General features: G+C 61.0%; 16 protein-coding genes and 2 pseudogenes. 5 read left to right on the top strand and 13 right to left on the bottom strand.

The annotated features are described in order from the left end of the window. Positions 1 to 92 precede the first annotated feature (92 nt). Positions 93 to 419 carry a hypothetical protein gene (locus OHB26_RS00425; protein ID WP_330182261.1) on the bottom strand — a complete coding sequence of 109 codons (327 nt, stop codon included), beginning with the start codon at positions 417 to 419 and terminating at the stop codon, positions 93 to 95. A gap of 228 nt (positions 420 to 647) precedes the next feature. Then, entirely contained in the window at positions 648 to 992 is a 345-nt protein-coding gene (locus OHB26_RS00430) for a hypothetical protein (RefSeq protein WP_330182262.1), read from the bottom strand. A gap of 340 nt (positions 993 to 1,332) precedes the next feature. Between OHB26_RS00430 and OHB26_RS39680 the strand changes: the two are divergent. Both OHB26_RS39680 and OHB26_RS00445 read left to right on the top strand, forming a co-directional pair. Next, positions 1,333 to 1,815, top strand: a pseudogene (locus tag OHB26_RS39680) (Tn3 family transposase); the annotation flags it as partial. 135 nt (positions 1,816 to 1,950) lie between these two features. Further along, entirely contained in the window at positions 1,951 to 2,346 is a 396-nt protein-coding gene (locus OHB26_RS00445; RefSeq protein ID WP_330182264.1) for a hypothetical protein, read from the top strand. Positions 2,347 to 2,465: 119 nt separating this feature from the next. On the opposite strand, the gene OHB26_RS00450 is transcribed toward OHB26_RS00445, so the two are convergent. Then, a complete protein-coding gene (locus OHB26_RS00450; RefSeq protein WP_330182265.1) occupies positions 2,466 to 3,716 on the bottom strand; it encodes a KasA/KasB family beta-ketoacyl-ACP synthase in 1,251 nt (416 codons plus the stop codon). Between the two features lie 11 nt (positions 3,717 to 3,727). After that, a complete protein-coding gene (gene acpM / locus OHB26_RS00455; RefSeq protein WP_330182266.1) occupies positions 3,728 to 4,033 on the bottom strand; it encodes a meromycolate extension acyl carrier protein AcpM in 306 nt (101 codons plus the stop codon). Positions 4,034 to 4,666: 633 nt separating this feature from the next. Here acpM and mca point away from each other — a divergent pair. Continuing rightward, positions 4,667 to 5,532: pseudogene (mca, locus tag OHB26_RS00460) on the top strand (mycothiol conjugate amidase Mca). Positions 5,533 to 5,623: 91 nt separating this feature from the next. On the opposite strand, the gene OHB26_RS00465 reads toward mca, so the two are convergent. From OHB26_RS00465 to OHB26_RS00495, 7 genes are all read right to left on the bottom strand, one after another. Continuing rightward, entirely contained in the window at positions 5,624 to 6,565 is a 942-nt protein-coding gene (locus tag OHB26_RS00465) for a GlxA family transcriptional regulator (RefSeq protein ID WP_330182267.1), read from the bottom strand. A 10-nt stretch (positions 6,566 to 6,575) separates the two neighbouring features. Then, entirely contained in the window at positions 6,576 to 8,372 is a 1,797-nt protein-coding gene (locus OHB26_RS00470) for an NAD(P)/FAD-dependent oxidoreductase (protein ID WP_330182268.1), read from the bottom strand. Positions 8,373 to 8,401: 29 nt separating this feature from the next. Then, positions 8,402 to 9,211, bottom strand: coding sequence for a TauD/TfdA dioxygenase family protein (locus OHB26_RS00475; protein WP_330182269.1), 810 nt, complete (start codon positions 9,209 to 9,211; stop codon positions 8,402 to 8,404). Between the two features lie 9 nt (positions 9,212 to 9,220). Further along, the gene (locus OHB26_RS00480) at positions 9,221 to 10,063 is read right to left on the bottom strand and encodes an isocyanide synthase family protein (RefSeq protein WP_330182270.1); all 843 of its coding nucleotides are present in this window, start codon (positions 10,061 to 10,063) and stop codon (positions 9,221 to 9,223) included. Between the two features lie 561 nt (positions 10,064 to 10,624). Then, positions 10,625 to 11,746, bottom strand: coding sequence for an acyltransferase family protein (locus OHB26_RS00485; RefSeq protein ID WP_330182271.1), 1,122 nt, complete (start codon positions 11,744 to 11,746; stop codon positions 10,625 to 10,627). A gap of 157 nt (positions 11,747 to 11,903) precedes the next feature. Beyond that, the gene (locus OHB26_RS00490) at positions 11,904 to 13,082 is read right to left on the bottom strand and encodes an acyl-CoA dehydrogenase family protein (protein WP_330182272.1); all 1,179 of its coding nucleotides are present in this window, start codon (positions 13,080 to 13,082) and stop codon (positions 11,904 to 11,906) included. Between the two features lie 15 nt (positions 13,083 to 13,097). Beyond that, positions 13,098 to 13,907 (bottom strand): SDR family oxidoreductase, encoded by an 810-nt coding sequence (locus OHB26_RS00495; protein ID WP_330182273.1) that lies wholly within the window; start codon positions 13,905 to 13,907, stop codon positions 13,098 to 13,100. Positions 13,908 to 14,246: 339 nt separating this feature from the next. Between OHB26_RS00495 and OHB26_RS00500 the strand changes: the two genes are divergently transcribed. Beyond that, entirely contained in the window at positions 14,247 to 15,500 is a 1,254-nt protein-coding gene (locus OHB26_RS00500) for a cation:proton antiporter (RefSeq protein ID WP_330185434.1), read from the top strand. After that, positions 15,497 to 16,219, top strand: coding sequence for an HAD family hydrolase (locus OHB26_RS00505; protein ID WP_330182274.1), 723 nt, complete (start codon positions 15,497 to 15,499; stop codon positions 16,217 to 16,219). Before OHB26_RS00500 ends, OHB26_RS00505 begins: the two co-directional genes overlap by 4 nt. Before the next feature lie 97 nt (positions 16,220 to 16,316). On the opposite strand, the gene ccrA is transcribed toward OHB26_RS00505, so the two are convergent. Together ccrA and OHB26_RS00515 are read right to left on the bottom strand one after the other, a co-directional pair. Continuing rightward, positions 16,317 to 17,549 (bottom strand): crotonyl-CoA carboxylase/reductase, encoded by a 1,233-nt coding sequence (gene ccrA / locus OHB26_RS00510; RefSeq protein WP_330182275.1) that lies wholly within the window; start codon positions 17,547 to 17,549, stop codon positions 16,317 to 16,319. Further along, a complete protein-coding gene (locus OHB26_RS00515; protein ID WP_442942824.1) occupies positions 17,546 to 24,748 on the bottom strand; it encodes an SDR family NAD(P)-dependent oxidoreductase in 7,203 nt (2,400 codons plus the stop codon). The genes ccrA and OHB26_RS00515 overlap by 4 nt, the downstream gene beginning before the upstream one ends. Between the last annotated feature and the right edge of the window lie 21 nt (positions 24,749 to 24,769).

Genomic DNA, 24,769 nt, shown 5'->3' on the forward strand with positions numbered 1-24,769 from the left:
GAACAGCGCCGGCCACCCCTGCTCCCACAGACTTGGGGGCGGCGGCGCAGACGAAGGCCCGAGCCCGCACGGGCGGGCTTTGTCGGGTTCCTTCAAGCGCATGCCGCTATGTCTACATGACGATTCTGGTGTGGTGGTATTGAAAAATCTGTTTTGGGCGTTTTGCCCCTGTAGGTCCACAACCAGGACAACTTCGGTCGGATCTTGAACCCTGTCTTCCACATCGCTGCGACCACGTCCACGCGCTCGCCGCTGGTCAGGTTTCGACTTCGACCGCGCCCCTTGGGCCGGATACCGATTCGGCCGCCCTGGTCGAGAACAGACTTCACGAAGGCCAGGACATCGATGCCGATGTTGAAGATCTCAGACTTCGACAAATTCGTCTGTTCAGCGATCGCATCGACAATCTTGGCACTCATAGACCGATGTCGAGGAGGGTGTCCATTTCGCCGCGGGGGCCTGGTCTCTGAACGAGTTTGGATCGCGCAGAGACCAGGCTTGGCCATATGTCGGTGCAGAACTTCAAGGAAGGGTGGATCGCGTGAGTTCGTCGAAGCAGTCTGTGACGAAGTCTTCGTCAGACCGGCTGACGATCACTCCTATGCCCAGCACTAACACCTGTAGCTGGGGCCGGAGGTCCTGTCGATCTACTTCCCGAGATGATAGGAGATGTTCTGCTGCGTCATGCCGGACAGCTCGGCCAGCCTCTCCTGCGTGTAGTACTCGGGCACAGCAGACCGAAGCTTCGCGATCAGCTCCAGCCTCGCCCGCTTGGCCCCCTCACCGATCGCGATGGCCGCCGCGTACTCCTCGAAGTGACGACGGACCAGAGCGTCACGGTCGACCGTGCTCATGAACGGCCCCCGCACCCACGCTCCCACCGTCGGTACAAAGGCTTTGTGGCCGGAATCACCCTCTCCGCGTTGGCCATTCGGCGTCATCGAATCGTCGGTCGGAAGTTCGGAATCGGGGCAGGTTTCGGGTGTGCTCATGCCGCACTCCAGTCGGGTTTGCTGAATGGATGCTGAGGACGAAAACTCCTCGGCGTGTCGACCTGCGACGCGCCGGAGTGATTGTTGTCTCCAGGTCGCGGAGTAGTCAGATTTGTAGTCAGATTGACGGAAGCCTTCGGTATCCGCTGGTAAGCGGGTTGATCGGCTCGGGTAGCCTGACCTGGAGAACAGGTATGTGCCGGTAACCGTCGGTAACACCTAACGTGTAACACTGGCGCAAACACAGCCCTCGAAGGCATATGAGCTGGTCATGGGGATGATCCAGAATGCCGCAAGGGTTCGCGTAGTCAATTGCATACGAACTACTCAAGTTCAGGATCTCGCCGTTGGAAGCCGGTTGCGGACTGGATGGCTGCGGCAGACTGGCCGCCGCGTGCAAGGGATACAGGCCCTGCGACGGACCATTTACGCCGCGAACTACGTCCGATCCGGGCTATCGACGCAAGATCACCTGCCAGCTCAACAAGGGCAATCCCCGCACGTGCTGCGCCTCCGCCCTACTCTGCGACCGCGAGGGCATGATCCGGGCCCGGCATCTCGAGGCCCCGCATCGAACAAGCTCGATGCCTGAACCTGGCCACGAATGCGGTAATCGCTTGGACCACAGAGCATTACGGGCTCACGGTCGAGCGGATGCGCCGCACCGGACGACGCATCGACGACGAAGTGCTTGCCTGCATCCCCCGCGTACAGCGAGAACATCCACTTCTCAGGCGCGATCGAGGTCGATATCGATGCCGAACTCGCACAGCCCGGCCCGACCCGCTACCGGCCCTCGCGGATCCGCGACACTCCGTTCTGATCGGTGCCACCCGGGTCCGGACGGGGCGAGTCGTCCGGACCTCGATGGCAACCTCAGACGCCGGCGCGCAATCGCTGGTCGAGTCCGAGACGGTTGTCGATCAGGTCGCGTCCTTCGGGGCTGAAGCGTGGGTGTGTGTTCGGAACGGCGTCGGCGATGAACAGGGTGTCGTGGTGCTGGTGCTCGGCTGCGGCGGCGATGAGCGGTTTTTCACCGGCGGCATCGGCCAACCAGTTCGTGCGGCAAGGGAATTCGATCTCGTTCGTTCTGAGTACCCGCGGTGCACAGCCAGCTGGCATCGGCCAAAAGCAGATCCCGCAGGAACGTCGTAACCGGCTCGACCTGGGCGCCCACGCCATCGACCACGACACATGGAACGAGGCCGGTCCCGTCACACCGCACGATCGCACCGATGCGGGGAAGCGGCCAGACCCTAACTACACAACCGATAGTTGCAGCCTGAGCCTCATCGCCAATACCACTCCTGATGGCGATCAAATACCGGTATTGGTGGGCGAACCCGCCGGTTGAGAGCCAGTGTGGATGCCGAAGTCCCGGCGGGGTTTCGGGTGCGGAATCTCCATCCGAAGTCCCCGACGGGACCACCTGCCTTACAGACCTGCGCAGGTGTGTCGCATCACTGGTTCACGTCAGTACCGGCCGAAGGTCAGCGCGACATTGTGCCCACCGAAAGCGAAGGAGTTATTGATCGCGTACTCGATGTCCTGACGGCGAGCTTCGCCGTGCACGACATCGAGGTCGATCTCCGGATCCTGGTTATCGAGGTTCAGCGTCGGGGGGACGATGCCGTCCCGAATGCTCAGGACAGTCAGTACCGACTCGAGGGCGCCGACGGCGCCGATCGAGTGACCCAGGGCCGACTTGGGCGCGTAGACCGAGGCGTGGCCGACACCCGCTTTGTGTAGTGCCTTCGCCTCGGAGATATCACCTATGGAGGTGGCAGTCGCGTGCGCGTTCACATGCGAGACATCCTGTGCAGACAAGCCCGCAGTCTGCATCGCCCGCTGCATTGCACGCGCGATGCCGGTCCCCTCCGGATCCGACGCCACCAGATGGAAGCCATCCGAGGTGACGCCCGCGCCCATGAGGCGGGCGTGGATGGTGGCGCCGCGAGCCTTGGCGTGCTCCTCGGTCTCGATGACCATGAGGGCACCGGCTTCACCGAAGACGAAGCCGTCGCGATCCTTGTCGAAGGGACGCGAGGCGCCCTTCGGGTCATCGTTGCGTGTGCTCATGGCGCGCATCATCGAGAAGGTCGCGATCGGTACGGCGTCGATGAAGCCTTCGACGCCACCGGTGACGACCATGTCGGCGTCACCCATGACGATCATGCGCCAGGCATTGGCGATGGCCTCTGCTCCGGATGAACATGCCGAGACCGGAGTGATCACCCCGGCCTTCGCACCGAGTTCCAACCCGACCACCGCCGCTGGACCGTTCGGCATGATCATCTGTACGGCGAGCGGCGAAATCTTGCGATAGCCACCGGCTTTCATCTTATCGACCGAGTCGATGAGCGCGTCTGCGCCACCGAGACCCGTGCCGATCGACACACCCAGACGCAGCTGGTCAACCTCCGGGGAACCGGCGTTCTTCCACACCTCGCGACCCAGCACCGTCGCCAGTCGCTCCACATACGACATGCGGCGGATCTCCACGCGGCTGAGCAGCGTGTCCGGCGAAACCTTTAAATGCCCGCCGATTCGGACCGGGAGGTCGAACTCGGTAATGAAGTCGTCCTCAAGAACGTCGATGCCGCTCTCGCCGTTGAGCAGGCCCTTCCAGCTCGCATCGACGTCGCCGGCGATCGGCGTAGTCGCCGCGACGCTAGTGACGACGACACTGGGAAAGTTACCGTTCGCACTGAAAGGATTGATCATCGTTTCGCCCATCATTCCGCGTGACCTTCGATGTACTTGGCCTTCAATTCCGCTGCGAGCCCGGCGTTCTCGACCTCCAGGCGCTGCACGTACGCCACCGCGTCACCGACGGTCCGCAGCGTGGTCAAATCCTCGTCGGGGATCTTGACGCTGTACTTGTCCTCGAGCTGCACCGCGATCTCCACCAGCGACAGCGAGTCGATATACAGGTCCTCGATGAACGATTTCCCGAGGGTTACCTCGGATGCCTCGATACCGGTCACCTCCTCCACGATCTCTGCGATACCGGAGACGATCTCTTCTTCTGTGGCAGCCATAGCCAATCCCTTCTTGTTGCATCGAATACCGGTTGTTCACCCGTTGAGTGCATACGGAGACGCCCTCGCCACGAACAGGATCGCCAGGCACTGGATGTGCAACGAACCAGCGACTCTCGTTGTGGCTCAGTTGTTTTCGGGTACTCCGCCACAGTCAAAGGTATACAGGTGGCTCGTGACCGGAAGATGGAAGCTGACACGGAACCATCAGTGAATGTTTGTGGAGAACCTCCAATGCTCCAGTCGTGCAGGATATCTCGTCATCAACGGCGGTACGGTTCGAGCAAACCTCACTACAACGTACAGATCGGAACACACTCAACCGCTCAACAAATCAAGTCTCCGAAATTGCGAACCTTCATCGTCCGAACATGTCGAACAGCGCTATCTACGACGCCATTCAGGCCTGCGGGTTCCGCCCTCACGAAACTAGACGACCAGCGCATTGCCGAGAAGGCGGAAAGTCGCCAAGTTTGCGCATATTTACGCCAAGGACTTTTCATCGCTTCATCCGCGGCTCACACTGACGACCGGCGTGATGGGACAGGCCACATCGGCCATGTGAACACCACCCGATATCAATGACACGAATGATCCGAAGCGCCCGAGGAGTGCCCGTTGCCATCAGTTCATCTGCCCTGGAGCGGATTACGCTTGTTGGCCGTGCACGCTCACCCGGACGATGAGTCGACCAAGGGCGCCGCGACACTCGCGCGCTATGCGGCCGAGGGCGCGGAAGTGCTTGTGTGCACAATGACCGCTGGCGAGCGCGGCGAGGTGCTGAATCCCAATTTGGACCTGCCGGAAAAGCGGCAGGGCCTGCCGCGGTTACGTCGAGCGGAAATGGAACAGGCACGACAAATCTTGCGGGTCGAGCACATCTTTGCGGGGTTCATCGATTCAGGTCAGCCCGAACCCGGCGAAGAACTGCCAACCGGCTGTTTCGCCCTGGCACCGCTCGAGCAAGCAACGGCTCCGCTGGTACGTGTCATGCGTGACTTCCGGCCCCATGTCGTGGTCATCTACGACGAAATCGGTGGCTACCCTTACCCCATCCCGACCACATCAAGACACATCAGGTCTCGGTCGAGGCCTTCACGGCGGCCGGCGACCTCAACCGCTACCCCAGGGGCGGGCAACCGTGGACACCGTCGAAGCTTTACTACCTCTGCTCCTACAGCAAGGAGTATTTCGAGTCGATCTACTCTGCGATGACCGCCGCCGCGGTTCGATCGCGGTATGGGGGCATTCTCTCGGAGTGGGACGATGGCCAGCCCACCTGGGAAATCACCACCAAGTTCCACTGTGCGGAATACTTCTCGATCCGCAGGCAAGCAATGCCCGCGCATCGGACCCAGGTCGACCCGGATGGCCCGATATTCGATTGTCCACTCGACTTGGAGCAACGTGTGTGGCCCACCGAGGACTACCACCTCGCCGTGTCTCGGGTGCAATCCACCTTCCCCGAGGACGATCTCTTCGCTGGAGTCCACACCTGACCATGACCGACTACACGCGGGTAATACCGATCCAACAACGACGCCGAGCGTTCAGGGGTACCTCAGTGGAAGCCCGGCTTCGCCGTGCCTGTCAGACGAACGCTTTCCGATAGGCATGGGGAGCGAGCCCTACCGTCTTTCGGAACGCAATCCGAAGCGCCGCTACCGATGTGAACCCAACCTGATCCGCGATGCAATCGATGGTCAGGTTGGTTGTCTCGAGCAGTTCCTGACTTTTCCTGACCCGAGCCATCTGCAGCCATTCATTGGGACTCATCCGAACCTGCTCACTGAATCGGCGAATCAAGGTGCGATTACTGACACCCGCTCGTGCCGCGAGATCGGATACGGTGATCTTGCCGGACAGCATCGACTCCGCCCATTCCAGTGTCGGATTGATCGATTTGTAATCCGCCTCCGATCGAGGACTCTCCGCAATGAACTGAGCCTGCCCGCCATCTCGGGTGAGCGGCATTACCGAAAGGCGGGCGGTATCCGCCGCGACCGCCGAGCCGTAGTCGCGGCGAACCATATGCAGGCACAGGTCGAGGCCTGCTGCGGCGCCGGCCGAGGTCAGCACACTCTCGTTGTCTACGAACAGAACTGCGGGATCCACATCGATATCCGGATAGTCGGCGGCCAGCTCGGCCGCCGCCATCCAATGGGTGGTAGCTCGCTGCCCATCGAGCAGCCCCACAGCCGCCAGCGTAAATGCGCCCAGGCAGATCGAGGCCACACGAGCACCGCGTTCATGGGCGCGATGCAGCGCATCCTTCATCCGATCCGACGGCGCCGCACGATAACTCAGTGATCCGGGGACCACGACGATGTCGGCTTCCTCCTCCAGGAACTCCAAGTTCCCGACCGAGGAAATCCCGAAGAACCGGGACGAAACATCGGACTTCTCCCCGCATACCTGCACTTCGTAACACGAGGTTCCGTCCTCTCGCTGGGCCCGGCCGAAGATCTCAAGCGGAACCGCCATATCGAAGGGAACTACGTCATCGACTGCGAGCACCGCAACAGACCTCATGGCAGCCAGCCTAGTTCACACCACCTGCAGCCTCTGTTCGGACGATTGCGAGTCCGGCACGGATAAGCCGCTTCAAGGCCCGTCCTTGCAGCACCGTCAGCGACGGCGCGAGTTCGGACCATCGGACCGGCCCACCCTGCAGCGCGTCCCAAAGCCCCTGTCCACCATCACGTTCCAGGCATCGCACTTCGATCTTGGCATCAGTCGCAGAGTAGATCCGATCGCACGGAACCGTGTCGTTCAGCGGCGAGGGAGCATCGTCGGGGTTGGCGATCGGGTCTCGCCAGTAGTTCGCGAGACCCTGGCGCGCCTCGAGTGGGATCTCGAAGGGCGGAGACATACCCTTGAACCCCGGAATATCGGCGCCCAGGCCGGATCGGATTCGCGCATCGGGTGAAAGTTCCACCAGGTCAGCCGATTCCAGATCCACCGCATCCGCTGCCGAGAGTGCCCTGAGGTACGGGCCTTCCACAGCGAGGTCACGAGGGTCACGGCTGCCCTTGGTCATGATATTGACCAGATCCGGGACCAGGGCGGTGTTGAGCAGGGCCTGGAACGTTCCCTCGGTGGCGTTGTCGAGCCCGACCCTGCGCCCCTGAGCGCTCCAATACGGACTGTCCGGGTGAGACCGCGAAATCTCGTGGTACCACTGGTCGATGCTCAGCGCCCAGGTCTCGGCCATCGCGCGCCACTCGACATCGTAATCGCGCCAGAGGTCCCGTTTGGCCCGCTCATCCAGGCCGGGGTCAAACGTCTTGCGCAACACCAGCGCTGCCGCCCACGCCTGGGTCACCGCGAACGACATCCCGGACGAGAACAGCGGATCTACGAAGTAGGAGGCGTCGCCGATGGCCATCCACCGGTCATCGTAGGAGCCGAAGCAATCGCTCACCCGGGAATAGTTTGTGGCGGTGAGCATTTCATCGCGCACCGGCTCTGCATCGACGATGAGTTCCTTCAGCACCGGGATCGATTGAATCGTCTTCCGGAAGATCTCGGGGTCCCGAAGGTTCACCCGGATAAGCGATTCGGGATTGGTGACGATACCGATCGACCACACCGTTTCACGAACGCCGTCGACCAGGCGCGGCGTCGGAATGTACCAGACCCAGCCGTGCTCGAACGCCACGGCGTAGATTGGCGACAAGTTGTTGTCCCGAAATACATTCCAGTCTCCCTCGGCACGCTGCGCCGGCACGCAGTTCCGGAAGTGCGACCAGATCGCGATGTTCCGATAATCCGACAGCCACTCCTTCTCCCGCTCCGCGCCACGAGCGGCGACCTGGTTCGCCCGCCCAGAGGCGTCGATGAAGAACCCGGCGCGAATCTCGGTGCCGTCCTCGAGTACGACCGTCGAAATCTCCTTGCCAGAAACGAATTTGGATACCCGCACGCCTTGGAAGACGTGTGCCCCACTGTCTTCGGCATGATCGAGCAGGACCGTATCGAACTCCGCACGGTTCACGTGCATCGACCACCGATACACGCCATCCGCCAGGTAATCGGAATGATCGAAGAAGCCGACGAACGGACGCTCGGTGTCCCACTGGTAGATACCGCCGTACTTCTGGATCCAGCACTCGCTGGCCATCACCTTTTCCAACGCTCCGCTGGCCTGCAACACGGGCACCAGAGGGTGCGCACCCGACTCACCGATGTGCTCACGAGGGAAGATCTCCTTGTCGAAGACCGCGACCTTCAGATCGGTTTCCCGGCACAGCATTGCCGCCAGGGTGGACCCAGCCGGTCCCCCACCCATGATGACGACATCATATTCGGGCGCTAGGTCGGTAATCGAAGTAGCCATGAAAATGCCTCTCGTTCAGATGATTTGGTTCAGAGAATCTGGATGCGCTGCACGTGACGCTCAGCGGAACCGATGAATGCATTGCGACCGTGAAGGAGCGCATGGTTCTCGACGACCACGATGTCGCCGGTCCGCCACGGGTGCTCGTAGCAGTAGCGCGGGTCATGCAGTCGATCGCGCAGATCTTCCATGACCCTGACGCTGTCCTCCGGGGAGATCCCCTCCACACTCAGGAACAACGGATTCAAATACCTTGCGGGATCCAGCGGTTCGGCATATCTGATGGTCGTCTCACCTGTTGTGGGGTGGACGCCGAGCAGCGGCCAGCTGGCGAGCCCCCCGTAGTGCGCCAGTTTGTCCGTTCGGTAGGTAATCGTCGTATTGGCCCACAGCCTCCGCAGCTCCTCGGGCGCTTCACGGTAGACCTGGACACTGTCGCAGAAAACCGTCTCACCGCCAGCATCGGGCGCACTGCCCTGCACGCACTGGAAGATGAAGAAGCGCGGTACCGATTCAGCGAAAGCACCGTCCCAGTGGAAGGGGACGTCACCCTTGTCGAACAGATAGTTCTGCGGATCTTCCTGGACCACCAAGTCCAGGATCGTTCCGTAGTTCCATTCCAGAATGTCCCCGGCCTGGCGGCAGTACTGCTCCAAATCAGGTTTGCCGAGTAGCCCGTATCCGCGGAGTACCACGACCTTCTTCGCGAGCGCTGTCGCGAGCAGATCATCGATCGGGAGGTCGGCAAGGGTCACTCCCGCGGAGGAGGCCGCGACGACCAGACCGAACGGTTCGAGGTCCATCCCCTCTAGCGAGGAATGGTTCAAGGTCTCAGTCATGATTCTTCCTTAAGCTTGTACGGGTTCCGGCTCCGCCGACCCGGCGAGAACGAAATGGCTCGGGCGACTGTTGCGCCAGATCAAGCGGGCCCCCAGCTCCTCCGCCTGTATCCTCTTGACCAGCGTGTACTTGGTTCCGTCGTCGAGTACGACGCCGTGCCAAGGGGTAAGCCAGTTGTCCTGGGTACGCAGGAGATGAAAACCGATCTTGTCGCTGTGGTGCGTTTGCGGATGAATCGAGAGCCGTACCGCGTGCGGAAAGATCTCCGCCATCAGCCGACTCCACGCCTGGCTTCGCTGAACTACTTCGTAGGCAGTCTGTTTCGAGCGATTTCTGCGCTGCGTCATACTTAGCTCCGGCATCAGCGCGGCGTTGTCCTCGACCATGAAGCGATGGATTCCGTTGAACATTCGCCGAGCATCGGGATCGCTCTTCACGGACTTACGAATCTCATCGACGGTCTCGGCGTACTCGGTGAGCAACCGCCGCCGGCGCTCGTCCCACCCCAACTCCGGCATCGCATCGCGCAGCCCATACAGGCCGATCGACCCGCCGCCGGTCGATCGGATCACTCGCTGCAGCTCAGCGCCGTACTCGTCGACGTGATGGTCGGGGATTTCCAGTGCGTCACTGAAGACGTGCCCGTCCGAGCAGATCGTGACGATCGCACCGGGTGCGTAGATCGCCGATACCTGATCACAGAAGCCCTGGAGCGACTCGATCGCCAACGTCTCGGCCATGTCCGGCACACGCCCGAGCGTCTTACCGCGGTTTCGCGATTTGGCAGGAAACGCGGGAATGATGAAATGAACCGGCTTACCGGCTCGAATAAAAGCGCCCACCTTCTTCATATGCGGTTCGAAGCACTCCCCACACGGAACCACATCACACAGGGAGTCCGGCTCCGCACTTCGTCGGCGGCCGAAGACAAGACGGAGTATCTCTGTCTCAACGTCCTCGATTTCCCCGACGCGAGTCTCAAATCCCGAAGAAAGACATGTTTCAACGGATTCGGATTCACTACGACTGACTGTGCCCATAACTACCTCTCGGACATATAGCAGCATGAGCATATACAATCTGACACGCAACCCCCTAGGTCGCTGCATCGACATGAATGCTCAAGCGTTTATCAAATATCAAGCGATTGATTGCGAACCCACGAAATATGAACTAGATCGGGCCGCCGAACCCCGCCACAAAACTAATATCGAACTCCCCTTCGATCATCCCCGAATATCCCTTCATATAACAGTAACCCGTTTCACTTGAAGCCCGCAAAGTGGCACTAGTCACACGTCCAGAACATCTAGACAGGCAGAGGCCCAGGACTGAAGTCCTGGGCCTCGATGGCCCCCCGCCGAGTCCATTTCCGATCTTATCTAGTCCTTGGCCAGCTCCCCCTGAGACTCTCAAGACTCTCTGGCAACAGTTCCCTCAACCTCCTCGGCCGGCTTGCGCGGGCGTGCGAATCTACGCATCGCGGGCGACTCGACGAATGTGAAGAGCAGCCAGCCGATAAATATATTGAACGCGAGCATCAAAACAATCATGCCAACGGCAACAGGGGTACTGAAGGCAACTTCCCCCATTAACCGCCGCACGTAGAATAGCGCTACACCCTGACTCAAATAGAAGGCGAATGACACCTCTCCCAGCCGCACCGCGACACGACTCGACAGGAATCGGGATCGAGACTCGATATCGGACTGAGCCGCAGCTCCGATCAGCAGGGCCAGCGGCACCGCGGTGGCGAGACTGAACCCGACGTAGAACGGTGCGTTCATCGCCACTGCGTATCCGACCAAGCATCCCACCAGGGCTCCCCAGACGGGAAGTCTTATCCAGCGACCCTCCATCACGAGCCGGGCAACGAATACTCCCAGAAAGAATTCAAACAGTCGCGACGGCGGAAAGAGATATCCGAACCAAAGCTGCAGAACCGGGATCGGCGTCAGTTCAGATTTCTCGGAATCCGGCAGTACGAACGCGGTCAGCAAGACAATCAGGCCGATACCCACCACCATCGCGGTGGCGCCGTACCAGAGATACTTGGCCGGTATACGTAGTACCAACGGGATGATGAACGGAAAAATTACATAGAACAGCAGCTCACAGGAGAGCGTCCACGCCGGCGTATTGACTCCGGCATTGATATAGTTCTGCGGGAACCATGCATGAATGAGGAGCAGATTCGGCAGCCACGACTTCCACGGCGTGATTGCGGCCGCGAACAGAATCATCGCAGCCAGCCAGATTACGATATGGTTCGGGTAGATCTTGACGATACGTCGCCTAATGAACTGGCGCCCACTCGCCCCAGGCTTCCACGACCATGTCAATACGAATCCGCTGAGAATAAAGAAGAACGACACCCCCACGAATCCACATTTTCCGACCAGCCATGCGGCGTTATATGCGACGTCCGGGTCACCGAAGAAATTCACCGGCCTGTAAGGCGGAATCGGAGAATTCGGTAACATCGCGTGAAAAATGAAAACCGAGAGTGCAGCAAAGAAACGCAATCCGGTCAATGACGGCAGCCGACTTCTATTTCCGACTTCCACTAGAGTAGATCCTGTCTAACCGAGCACCATACAGTCCGACGGCATGCCAGTTGTTACGGGTGCTAATCTGTATCGAATATAACGACGGCTTCGCGACCACCGCTGCGCACACTTCGACTCCGAATCAACCTAGGCCGAGAACAAATGGAAATTGCGGCTTGCCACCGAGCAGGAATGCCCCTGCCGACTGAATAACCGCATCGTGAGCAATGATGTGGGTCGCCATGGTGTTGACGTCTCGGAGCCAGATATCGAGAGGGTTCGGCTTGTAGATCGATTCGGTGCCAACCAATTCACACAGGCGCGAGATAATCCTTCTCGATGCACGGAACGAGTTCGTTCGCGCGAGCGCGGTGCTGATTCTGGCATCTGGCGGAAGTTCACCGAACCTGTTGTGGTCCAAGCGATTCCATAGACTCGCTACCGTCTCCACGACGGCGCCGCGGGCGACAATGTACTCCATCTCACATTCCCCGAGAATGTACTGCGCACGGTAGTTATCTGCCCACCGCTCGCCGGTCGCGGGCACCATTTTTCCCTCGGCCATGCATCGGACGTAATCCAGTGCGGCGCGGGCACTTCCGAGTGGCACGCCGGGCATGATTCGAGCCAGTGCCTCCGGCTCGGCCAGCTTGCCGGTACCGCTCTTACGTTCGCCGAAGCTGAAGGAGTGGTGCTCCGGCACGAACAAGTCGTCGACCGCGTAATCGTTGCTGCCGCTTCCCCTCAGACCGGTGGTGTCCCAGGTGTCGAAAAGTGTGACCTGATCGCGGCGCATAACGAAGATTCGAACAACGGGGCCGCCGGCCGCGGTGGTTTCCAGTTCACCGTCGGCAATAACGAAGGCACCGCCGATCACCAGATCGGAGTGTGTCACCGCGCTTCCGAACTTCCATCGCCCGGACAACCGGAAGCCACCGGGGACCCGTACCGCGCGACCGGCGGGGAAGATCAGCCCTGCGGTGATCAGATCGAGAGTCGGCATCAGTTCCGCGATGGCCTGATCGTCGAGGTAGCCGGCGTAGATACCGGTAGCCGAGCCGATCATCGCGCACCACCCCGTCGCGGTATCTCCGTATGACAGCGCCTCGACCACTTCCATCTGCTCCAGGGACGTCAGCCCCGGACCACCCAACTCCGCGCTGAATCCCATGCTGTAGATGCCCATCGAACGAAGGCGCTCGACGATGTCGCGAGGAATCTCGCGATTCGCGTCGATCTCGCTGCGGCGTTCAGAGAGTTCGGGTGCGATGGAACGCGCCGACTCGAGTAGAGAAGTTGCAGAAATTATCGCTGTGCTCATGGCAAGTTTCCTAGTTCAAGCGGAATGATGAGGGGCCTGTTGGCGCTGTGTAAGCAAGGTGATCGCGGAGGTCGTCTGCTCGGGGCCCAGGGCCGAATAGCCGCCGTCCACAGCCCATTCCGCGCCGGTGACGAAGCTGGCCTTCGACGAGGCAAGGAAAGCCACCACCTCGCCGATTTCCGCAGCGTCGCCTGCCCGTCCGAGCATGTGGAAGCGAGAGGCGACGGCGTCCGTAAGCTCACGATCGCCACCGGTTATCTCGTTCATCACGCGAGACCAGGTCCAACCGGGGGACACACTGTTCACTCGAATACCGTCCTGGGCATATTCCAGAGCCAGGCTTCGCGTGAGCTGTTGCAGGCCGGCCTTGCTGACCGGATACTGAAAGCGCCCGGACTGCGCAACCCGTCCGCTGGGGGACGTGAAGTTGATGATCGAGCCTTTCGACTCACGTAAGTGCGGTCGCGCCTCTTCGCACATCAGAGCGGTGCCGACGATGTTCGTATTCAAAACATCCAGCCATTCCGCCCGAGATTCGACACCGGGATTCTCGTCACCATAGACACACGCAATATTCACCAACGCATCAATTCGCCTACTCTTGATTGCGGCAGCAGCAAAGAATTCCCGGATAGAGTCGTCACTCCGGATATCGACCGCGATGAAATCCACACCACCGCCGACCTCATCTGCGGCTCGAAGCCCGCCGGCCTCATCGACGTCACCGAGCACAACTCGAGCAGAATATTTCGTGAAGACACGCGCGACTTCGACCCCGATAATTGTTGCCGCGCCGGTGATAAGTACTGTCTTATCCTCGAGCACTTCTCATCTCCCTCTGCTCAGTCACCGAACGACATGAGCCCCAGGGGAAGTATGTCCACCGGATGAGGAGCGGAGAAGCGGGATTCGCGACAAGGATGGTCGACTTTGCGCCATGTATCTCCCCCACTCCTGCTCGATGTGTTGTGAGTCACATGGCACTGGGACGCTTCGGCAGTTGCGTTAACGTCCTTCCCGGGAGTTCAGATTTTCACTGGGGGTCTTCGGCTGGGTTGATTGTTCACCGTCCAAAACTCAACGCAAGCCTGCAGGGCCTGCAGCGGAGCTGGACAATTGCTATTTTTTCGGTCCGAGGGGAGTTGGATCTTGCCAAGTAATCAAATGGTATTTTTGCTATTGGACCTAGTTCTCATAACCATTGCAGCGCGCCTTCTTGGACGATTGGCAGAAAAGACCGGTCAGCCTGCTGTAATCGGCGAGATCGTAGCCGGCATAATTGCCGGCCCGACCATTATCGGCACACAGGTGTCGAACGCTATCTTTCCCACCGATGTTCGCTCCTACCTCAGCGCATTCGCAAATGTCGGGGTGATGGTATTCATGTTCATCGCCGGACTCGAGATGAATCGAGGATCGCTGAAGGGCAGCGGCCGTTCGGTGACCGTGGTGGCATTATCGTCGTACCTGGCCCCATTCCTGTTCGGCAGCGTAGCCGCAGTCACTGTGTTGGCACGGCATGAAAATGGAAATGGGCTAACATTCGCGTTTTTCATTGGCTGTTCACTCGCGATCACGGCGTTTCCGGTATTGGCTCGTATCCTCCAGTCGCGGAATATGATGGGAACTCGCATCGGTCAGCTCGGCATGACCAGCGCAGCCTTGGACGATATTCTCGCCTGGTGTGTACTCGCGGTTGTGATCGGAATCGCTCAGCCTGAACTCGACCATCAGTTCCGCCTGTTCCTGTTCATCCCGCTGGTAGCCATCGTATGGTGGATCGTCCGACCGATGCTGACGCGAATCACAGATCGGACCGATCCGAAGGCGACTGGCAACCTCGCCTTCATCGGAATTTCCGGTGCACTCCTACTGGGTGCCGCAACCGAATGGATCGGACTGCATTTGATCTTCGGTGCATTCTTGTTCGGCGTGATCTTCCCACGGAAGCATCGGGAATCCGTAGAAAGTGGCGCACGCCTGCTGAGCAGCATCTTCCTGCCGGCGTTCTTCGTCGTCGCGGGCCTTCAGGTCGACCTGGGTTCGCTCGATCGCGCAGGTGTGCAGGAATTCTTGATCATTCTGGTTGCCGCCATCGGCGGAAAGCTCAGCGGTACATATATCTCGGCTCGGGCTACGGGAATCAAATCGAGAGAAGCGGCTGCTCTCGCAAGTCTGATGAATACCCGCGGACTCACGGAATTGATTATTCTCAATATCGGTCTCACGCTGGGTCTGATCGGGCCGCAGCTTTACTCGTTGCTGGTATTGATGGCCTTGATCACCACCGCCATGACAGCTCCGCTGCTGACGCTTTGCGAAAGAGCGAAGCCGTCCCGGCGTACGTTGAACAGCAGGCCTCACAGCGATCGCACGGCCCGCGACGAGGCCGAAGCGGGAACCAGCGTCGGATCATGACTAATCATCCCCGCCCCGCATCCGCCGACAACACGGTCCGCGGAACCCGACTTCCGACGACTGCGAACCCTCGATCGAGTGGCGCGGTGGCATTCGTCGATGTCGACGAAACACTCGTTCGCGACATTACTTTTCTGTCGCTGTATGAATTCGATGCTCGGCGACATCACCGCGGAACCGAAGCCGAGGCCACACTACGAATATTCCGCTCATTGCGCGAATCTGGCATGAGCCGAAGGGATTCGCACCGCTGGTTCTACCGGCTGTGGTTCGATCGCGAATTCGACGATGTAATGCGAACAGGCAGAGAATGGTTCGCATCACGATCCGCGGATCCGGCGTACTTCAACTCGGCTGTGCGCGAGCGCCTGCACGAGCTCGCCGAGAACGGGTTCCGGATCGTCCTCGTGTCCGGGTCGTTCGAGGCCGCACTGGTCCCCATCGCGGAAGCGATCGGCGCAGACGAAATACTGTGCACGCAACTGGTTTTGGCCGAAGGTCGCTTTACCGGCGAGGTGAGCGCGACAATGGTCGGCCCGGACAAGGCCGCCGCGCTCCGCCGATACGCCGCGCGGGAAGGAATCGACCTGCGTGCCTGCGCCGCATTCGGCGATCACCACTCAGACATCGCCATGTTCGACCTGGTCGACCATCCGGTCGTGGTGGGCAATTGCGATCCAGCACTCGACCGGTACCCGGCGGAGCGATTGCCCGGCTGAGTCGTATCCTTTCGAAACCACCAGCGCAGCAGGGCCTTTGGCCCGCACTTCACCGAACCTCGCGGTCCGATGAAGTGCGGGTCGACCCTGCCGGAACCTATGCCTCGCTGGAAGTGGCGTTGATCAGAACAGCCATATTGCCGGGTTGGTGTGCGTTGTCGCGCATCATCTGGTGCGTGCGACCTATCTCGGAGAATTCTCCGACATAGGACAAACACGGATCGATGTAGTTTTTTGCGACAAGTTCGGTGATGGCGCGGCACTGCTGAAAGTTGGCGAAGTGCGAGCCCTGCAACCGCTTCTGCCGCATCCACAGGTAGCGCAAGTCGATATCGGCGTGATAGCCGGTCGTTCCGCCGCAGATGACCACCATACCCCCGGTATCGCACAGGTACATCGAGGTCGGGATGCTGTCCTGACCAGTGTGTTCGAGGACGATCTTGGGGGCACGCTTCTCGCCGAGCGCCTCCCAGAACGCCGCACCGAAGCGACGAGTTTCCTGCAACCAGACCGCACTCGCGTGCACGTCGGATATATCCGGAAGCCTGCCCCAGTGGGTGAATTCGGACCGGTCGAGCACACCCTCCGCGCCCAATTGCTTGCAGTAGTCCGCGCGTGCTGCCGACGACACCACCGCGACCGGACGCCCGCCGAATGTTCGAACGATCTGAATCGCCATGGATCCCAATCCGCCTGCGCCACCCCAAATCAGAATCGGGTCGCCCGGACGAACGGTATTGGGCTGCCACCCCAGCAATTGGCGGTACGCCGTGGCGCCGGTCAACAGGAAGGCCGCCGCCTCGGCCCATGACAGTCGCTGGGGCTTGGGGTGACATTGATATTCGTCCACGAGGGTGAACTGCGCGAAGGCACCGAAATTCTCCTCGTACCCCCAAACCGCTTGAGTACTCGACATCATGGGATCCCCGCCCGCCCGGATGTCCGCGGCCGATTCATCCCATTGACAGCCCGACAGGATCACCTCGTCGCCGACTCGCACCTGCTTCACCCCGTCACCGACCGCCCAGACAATCCCCGAACCTTCCGAACCGCCGATATGAAACTCCTCCGCCGCACCATTGCGCTGGCGGGCCGCGATGACATCGACCGGAGTTCCCAACGCTGCCCATACGTTGTTGTAGTTCACCCCCGCGGCCATCATGTAGACCAGGACCTGCCCCCGTCCTACGGGTGGCACGTCGATAACCTCGGTACGGAACGCCTCTTCGGGTGGACCGTAACGATCCGGCCGGATTACCGACGCATACATCTTCTCGGGCACATGGCCGGTCGGTGGCATTTCCCCGAGTTCATACAATGACTTCTTCACAGTTTCCCCTCCTGAATGACGTCTTCGTCTTCTATGCGATCGGAGACCCATTGGTTGATGACGGCGACGGTATCCACCACGTTCTCCGCCAAGATGTTGAAATGATCTGTCGCAGTGGTCACCTCGGTGCCGTCCTGCGAAAGCCACGACACATCATCGATACTCGCGTCGCGAGAGATCCCGTCCATCAGTTCGTTCGCTCGCACGACGAGTACGGGAACCGAGAGTTGTTCGGGAACAGAGCTTTCCATCAGTGCGATATATCCGGCCATAGCGGAAATACGGCTGCCATCGAGCGATACCAGATCACTGTTCATGCTCAGCATCGTCGCGATGATGTCGTCCTTGCGTTCGCTCAGCGTGGGGTCGTCCAGCGCGTAAGGATCCACCAGCACCAGTCCCGCAGGCGGAGTACCTGTTTCCTCGAGGTATTGCGACACCCCACGCGCCATCCACCCACCCGACGAGTAGCCCATCACGATGCACTTTCCATCGGGAACAATGCGGCGAATCGCTGCGGCCTGCACCGAAAACGCGGCCGTAGCGGTCTCCGGTATCAACTCACCGGCTACGAATCCCAGCGGTGAGAGAACATGAACGTCCCGTTCTCCGAAGAATTGCCTGGCCAGATTATAGAATTCGTACGGAGTCGTGGTGGCGACCACCGACGGAAAGCAGATTATCGGCAGGGAAGACCGGCCCTCCGAGAGTTGAATCGCCTTGGGCTCCTGGTCTTCATCCGACTCTCCGAATGTTCGGCGCAAACGTGCCGCAGCCGATGCGAACTCGTACGCGCTATCGATGCGACCATCCGCGCACGCCTCGGTATAGGCAGAGGTCAAGAAGTCGGTCGCGGCCGTGGGCGGCTTTCCGGCGAGATCCGCGACAGCCGGTCCGGCGATCAGACCGGAGACGCAGTCGACAATGTCCCACACACTCGGGTGATCGAAGACCAAGGTGGTCGGCAGCTTCACACCGGTCGCGGACTGCAGTCGGTTGCGCAACTCGACCGCAGTCAACGAGTCGAACCCCAACTCCTGGAACAGTTTCGCACGAGGAACTTCATCCGCAACCGCATACCCGAGCACTGCTGCTACGTTGTCGGCTACGACATCCGCCAGCTCCGCGCGAGCCTTATCCGGTGACAGCGCGGCAAGGCGCCGTGCCAGATCCGGCTCGGACGAGGAGAGCGCCACACCGCGACGAACGCCAGCACTGACGAGCCGTCGAAATACCGCCGGGGGCGTTCCACCGCCCAGCCCCTTCCGTAGCAGCCCCACATCAAGGCTCATCGGCAGAATCACTGCCTGGTCGAGGGCTCTGGCACGGTCGAATAGCCCCATACCCTGTTGTGTGCCAAGCGCATTCATGCCCGCCCCCTGTACCCTGGCACGATCGATGGCTCCCATGGCTCCGGTCATGGCACTTTCGCCCTGTTCCCAGAGTCCCCACGCGAGCGAGGTCCCGGGCAACCCGAGCCTTCGGCGTTGCGTCATCAATGCGTCCAGAAACCCGTTTGCCGCTGCGTAATTGGCCTGGCCCGGGCTGCCCACGATGCCCGCGGCAGAGGAGAACACGATGAAATCCGACAACCCCGAGTTCCGAGTGAGGGTGTGCAGGTTCCAGGCGCCGTCCACCTTCGGGCGCATGACGGAGTCGAATCGTTCAGGCGTCAGCGAAGCGAGCACACCATCGTCCAAGACGCCGGCAACATGTACGACGGCAGTCAGCGGATGCTGCTCGGGGATCGACCGCAGCGTTGCCGCGAGCTGCTCGGCGTCAGCCACATCGCAAGCGGCCCAGTCGACGGTCGCGCCATTTGCTTCCAACTCGCTGATCAGGCTGGATCGTGGCCCGCTCCGGCTTACCAGCAATAGGTGCCGCACACCGTGTTCCGCAACCAGGTGCTGTGCGAGAACCCCCGCGAGTGCGCCGGCCGCACCGGTGATCAGCACCGTGCCCGCACGGTCATCGGCCATACCGCGCGGGATCGTCAGGACCAGCTTCCCAACGTGACGCGCCATGCTGAGAAAACGAAACGCCTCACGAGCCCGGTCGATGCTCCATGTCGCGACCGGCAGGAAGTTGAGCTCCCCACACTCGATCAGATCCACGATCTCCTGTAGCAGCCGCCCCTGTAGTTCGAGCGTGTCCTCTGCGAGCCCGTTGAACGCGGTGTAGATCACGCCAGCGTGCGCGCTGCCCACCTCGTCCACCGATCGGATATCGGTTTTCCCGATCTCGATGAAACGTCCACCGGGCCTTGTCAAACGCAGTGAAGCGTCTACGAACTCACCGGCCAGGGAGTTCAGCACCACGTCGAATCCGGGGCTCCGGCCGAACGACTTCTCGAAGTCGAGCGTCCGGGAGGAGGCGATGTGCTCCGCATCGAGGCCGAGCGCCCTCAGCTCCGCCCATTTCGATTCCGACGCCGTGCCGAATACTTCAGCGCCCAGGTGCTGCGCGATCTGCACGGCGGCCATGCCCACGCCGCCCGCGGCCGCATGCACCAGGACCGCTTCACCGGGCTGGATTCCCGCCAGATTGACGAGGCAGTGGTAGGCGGTCAGGAATGCGATAGGCACCGATGCGGCCTGCTCGTAGGACCATTTCCGCGGCATGGCGACCAGCGCTCGACAATCCGCTATCGCCACAGGGCCGAACGCGCCGGAGAACACGCCCAGGACGCGATCCCCCGGAGCAAGGTCGTAGACGCCGCTTCCCACCTCGACAACCATGCCGGCCGCCTCACTACCCAGCGGCAGATCATCGTCGATCATGCCCAGGGCTACCACCACGTCGCGGAAATTCAAGCCCGCCGCATGAACAGCGACGCGCACCTCGGTCGCGGCCAGTGGCCGCTCGGCTTCCGGATAGGCAGCGAACGCTAGACCGTCCAGCGTTCCTGCATTCGCTGCGCTCAACCGCCAGGGACGATCCCCGAAATCGGGCAGCGGCCGCCTCGTACGAATTAGTCGGGGCACGAGCATTTGGCCGCGCCTAACCGCAATCTGTGGCTCGTCCACGCACATCGCGTCGCGAATCACCTGATCACTCGGTTCGCTACCGTCGGTATCGATCAGCGCGAACCGGCCCGGATTCTCGGTTTGCGCCGAGCGAACGAGTCCCCATACCGTCGCCTGAACCGGATCGGCGGCCTCAGAACCATCGGTGGCAGTCGCCTGATTTGTTATGAAGACCAGCTTGGACTCTCGGACTCGATCGTCGGCCAACCACAACTGCACTGCGGCCAGTACCGTTCGAATTACGGCTCGGACGGCGACCGGGGTCTCGAACAACGATTCCGATTCTGGGCACACGAACGCCACCGTGCTGGGCACCAAAACCGTCCGGCCCACCACCTCCAGCAGCGAGTCCAACTGCCGGACGCTCGCGATGGGTTCGCCGATCGATCCGGCAAGGGCCCAGGCAGAGCCAACGTCCGGGTCGACAACAGCCCAGCTTCCGGGCGCCGGACGGGTGCCGGACACCGGAAGTGGCTCCCATTCGACATCGAACAGATCATCTAGATAGGTGCTCGAATTCAGCTGTTCCGCCGATACCGGACGCAGCGCCAGCGATCGCACCGAACCCACGGGCACGCCGGCACTGTCGGCCATCTGCAATGCGACGGTGTTCGGTCCCAGCGCAGACAGCTTGACGCGCAAGCTGGACGATCCCACGGCGAACAGGGAAACCCCGTTCCAACTGAAGGGCAGTCCGACACCAGCGCCGGCTCCGAAATCATCGCCTTCGCCGAACAACGCCACGGCATGCAGTGCGGCGTCGAACAGGGCTGGGTGGAGGCCGAAGGAAGCCGCCTCGACCCGGTCTTCCTGGGGGAGTTCCACCTCCGCGTAGATCTCCCCGGTGCCGCGCCACGCCGCTCGAAGGCCGCGGAAGACCGTGCCGTAGCCGTATCCCCGAAGTGCGCTCTGCTCATAGAAGTCCGTGATATCGATCGGCAAGGCGCCGTGCGGCGGCCATACCTCCGCGGTGAACGGCTCGATATGTACGCCTGCGCGGATCAACTCCCCGGTCGCATGCCGTACCCAATCATGTTCTGCCGCAACGTCATCTGTGCGTGAATACACACTGACCGAGTACCTGCCGTCCTGGCCGGCCGCGCGAAGCACGACCTGCACCTGAACCGCAGTCGCCGGGGGGAGTATCAGCGGGGTTTCCAGGACGAGTTCCTCGATCTGATTGCATCCCACCTCATCTCCTGCTCGGGTCACCATCTCGGCCAGAGCCGTACCGGGTACGAGCACCGCGCCCATGACGGTGTGATCGAGGAGCCACGGGTGCTCGGTGGTGGACAGGCGGCCCGTGAGGATGACACCGTCACCGTCGGCCAAGTTGGCCGCAGCTCCCAGCAAGGGATGGCCGACAGCGCCCAAGCCCAATTGCGCGACCTGTCGTTCCCCGGTTCTGGCCGATGGACCGTCCAACCAATACCGCTGCCGCTGAAAGACATACGTCGGCAGCTCGACATGCCGGGCGTCGTGGCGCGCGAAGGCTCCCGTCCAGTCCACGGATACGCCGTGAACGTGGGCTCGACCCACCGACGCTTCGAATTGACCGAGATCGCCGCGTTCACGAAACAGCGTTTCCAGTGTGATGGCGCGGGTCCCGCGTCCTTCGGCGGTCTCCTGGATCCCGAGTGTCAACACGGGATGCGGGCTCACTTCCACGAACGCTGAATAGCCAGCAGACAGTAATGCGGCCGTGGCGGATTCGAACTGCACGGTTTCGCGCAGGTTCCGGTACCAGTACGCGGCATCGAGCACTTTGCTATCGACGCGCTCCCCGGTAACCGTGGAGTAGAACGGAATACGGGTCGGGCTCGGATCGACCTGCCCCAGCGCGTCCTCGAGTTCCTGCCGAAGCACCTCGACCTGCGTGGAGTGCGACGCGTAGTCCACAGCGATCCGCCGAGCGCGAATTCCCGCACCTTCGCATCGAATCAGGAACTCGTCCAAGGTGTCCTGGGCGCCCGAGACTACCACCGAATGGGCGCCATTCACGGCCGCGATCGAAAGCGTCGACTCTTGTTGCGCCAGTATGTCTTCCGCATCGAGGCGGTTCAGCCCCACGGACACCATGCCACCGTATCCGGCGAGCTTCCGTAATGCTTTGCTGCGTAGGGCGACGACTCGGGCAGAGTCTCGTAACGACAGGGCGCCGGACACATACGCTGCCGCGATCTCACCCTGAGAATGCCCGATCACCGCGTCCGGCTCGACGCCGTACGAGCGCCACAGGGCCGTGAGCGAGATCATCACCGCCCACAGCGCCGGCTGCACGATATCGACCCTGTGCAAAATGGTTTCATCGTCGTCGCAAAGCACTTCCAGCAGCGACCAATCCACGAACTCGCCTAGTGCTGCGGCACACTCGGACATGCTGTCGGCGAAGACTGGAGCCGAGCCCAATAGCTCGCGTCCCATGCCCAGCCACTGCGCACCTTGGCCCGGGAATACGAATACCGTCTGACCGGGAAGACATTCACCGGTCGTGAGGTTCGGGTTGGGCCGGTCGGCCGCCAACGCCTCCAACCCCGCGATGAACCCCGCACGATCCTGTGCGATCACCACCGCACGATGCTCGAACCGCACCCGCGTCGTAGCCAAGGAGAACCCCACATCGGCCGAACCCACCTCCGGACACCGATCCAAGAACTCCCGCAAACGACCCGCCTGCGCACGCAAACCCACCGCACTACGCCCCGACAACACCCACGGCACAACACCATTGGGCAACACATCACCCGAAACCACACCACCAGAAACCCCAACAGGCTCCACCAACGGCGGCTCCTCCAAAATCAAATGCGCATTCGTACCACTGATCCCGAACGAAGACACACCCGCACGACGCACCCGCTCACCCCGCACCCACGGCCGCGCCTCGGTCAGCAAACGCACCCCACCCGAAGACCAATCCACATGCGAAGTCGGCGCATCCACATGCAACGTCCGCGGCAACAAACCATGCCGCATCGCCAACACCATCTTGATCACACCCGCAACACCAGCACCCGCCGCGGAATGCCCGATATTGGATTTGATCGAACCGAGCCAGAGTGGCCGGTCGGGGGATCGCCCCTTTCCGTAGGTGGCGATCAATGCCTGCGCCTCGATCGGATCACCCAAAGTCGTTCCCGTGCCGTGCGCTTCGACCACATCCACTTGATCCGCCGACAAACCCGCACTCGCGAGCGCCTGACGAATCAACCGCTGCTGCGACGGACCATTCGGCGCGGTCAAACCATTCGAGGCACCATCCTGATTCACCGCCGACCCCGCCACCACCGCCAACACCGGATGACCGTTACGCCGAGCGTCGGAAAGCCGTTCCAGCAGGACCAGACCTACTCCCTCGGACCACCCGGTGCCATCGGCGGCCTCAGCGAACGATTTGCATCGACCATCAGCCGACAATCCACGCTGACGACTGAACTCCACGAACGCGGTCGGCGTGGCCATCACCGTCACACCACCGGCCAACGCCAGCGAGCACTCCCCCGCCCGCAACGACTGCACCGCCAAATGCAACGCCACCAACGACGACGAACACGCCGTATCCACCGTCACCGCCGGACCTTCCAACCCGAACACATACGACACCCGACCCGAGGCAATGCTGCCCGAGCTTCCGTTGCTCAGATAGCCCTCGAACTCGGCCGAATCCCCACCACCGTATTGGATTCGGGAGCCGTAGTCGTTCTGAAGCACGCCGGCGAAGACGCCGGTTCGGCTGCCCCGCAACGAATCCGCACCGATCCCCGCCCGCTCGAACACCTCCCACGCCGTCTCCAACAACAACCGCTGCTGCGGATCCATCGCCACCGCCTCACGCGGACTGATCCCGAACAACTCGTTGTCGAACTCCGCCGCATCATGCAAAAACCCCCCATCACGCACATACGACTTCCCCACCACACCAGGATCAGGATCGAACAAACCCTCATCCCACCCACGATCGACCGGAAAACCCGACACCGCGTCCCCACCCGAATCCACCAACCGCCACAAATCATCCGGCGAACCAACACCACCCGGATAACGACAACCCATACCCACGATCACCACCGGATCATGAGTCTCGGTCAAGGCATCAAGGGCACGTTTGAGGCGTTCGTTTTCCTTCAGGGATGAACGCAGCGCCGCAATGTATTCGTTATTGTCAATTCCCACAACGATCTCCAAAAAACTATA

Origin of the sequence: Nocardia sp. NBC_01503, from assembly GCF_036327755.1 — a bacterium.
In the GTDB taxonomy this organism is placed as follows: Bacteria; Actinomycetota; Actinomycetes; order Mycobacteriales; family Mycobacteriaceae; genus Nocardia.

Excerpts from the sequence above, each read along its gene's own strand:
- OHB26_RS00425 (WP_330182261.1), bottom strand. The coding sequence starts at position 419 with ATGAGTGCCAAGATTGTCGATGCGATCGCTGAACAGACGAATTTGTCG.
- OHB26_RS00430 (WP_330182262.1), bottom strand. The coding sequence starts at position 992 with ATGAGCACACCCGAAACCTGCCCCGATTCCGAACTTCCGACCGACGAT.
- OHB26_RS00450 (WP_330182265.1), bottom strand. The coding sequence starts at position 3,716 with ATGATCAATCCTTTCAGTGCGAACGGTAACTTTCCCAGTGTCGTCGTC.
- acpM (WP_330182266.1), bottom strand. The coding sequence starts at position 4,033 with ATGGCTGCCACAGAAGAAGAGATCGTCTCCGGTATCGCAGAGATCGTG.
- OHB26_RS00465 (WP_330182267.1), bottom strand. The coding sequence starts at position 6,565 with ATGAGGTCTGTTGCGGTGCTCGCAGTCGATGACGTAGTTCCCTTCGAT.
- OHB26_RS00470 (WP_330182268.1), bottom strand. The coding sequence starts at position 8,372 with ATGGCTACTTCGATTACCGACCTAGCGCCCGAATATGATGTCGTCATC.
- OHB26_RS00475 (WP_330182269.1), bottom strand. The coding sequence starts at position 9,211 with ATGACTGAGACCTTGAACCATTCCTCGCTAGAGGGGATGGACCTCGAA.
- OHB26_RS00480 (WP_330182270.1), bottom strand. The coding sequence starts at position 10,063 with ATGAAGAAGGTGGGCGCTTTTATTCGAGCCGGTAAGCCGGTTCATTTC.
- OHB26_RS00490 (WP_330182272.1), bottom strand. The coding sequence starts at position 13,082 with ATGAGCACAGCGATAATTTCTGCAACTTCTCTACTCGAGTCGGCGCGT.
- OHB26_RS00500 (WP_330185434.1), top strand. The coding sequence starts at position 14,247 with ATGGTATTTTTGCTATTGGACCTAGTTCTCATAACCATTGCAGCGCGC.
- OHB26_RS00505 (WP_330182274.1), top strand. The coding sequence starts at position 15,497 with ATGACTAATCATCCCCGCCCCGCATCCGCCGACAACACGGTCCGCGGA.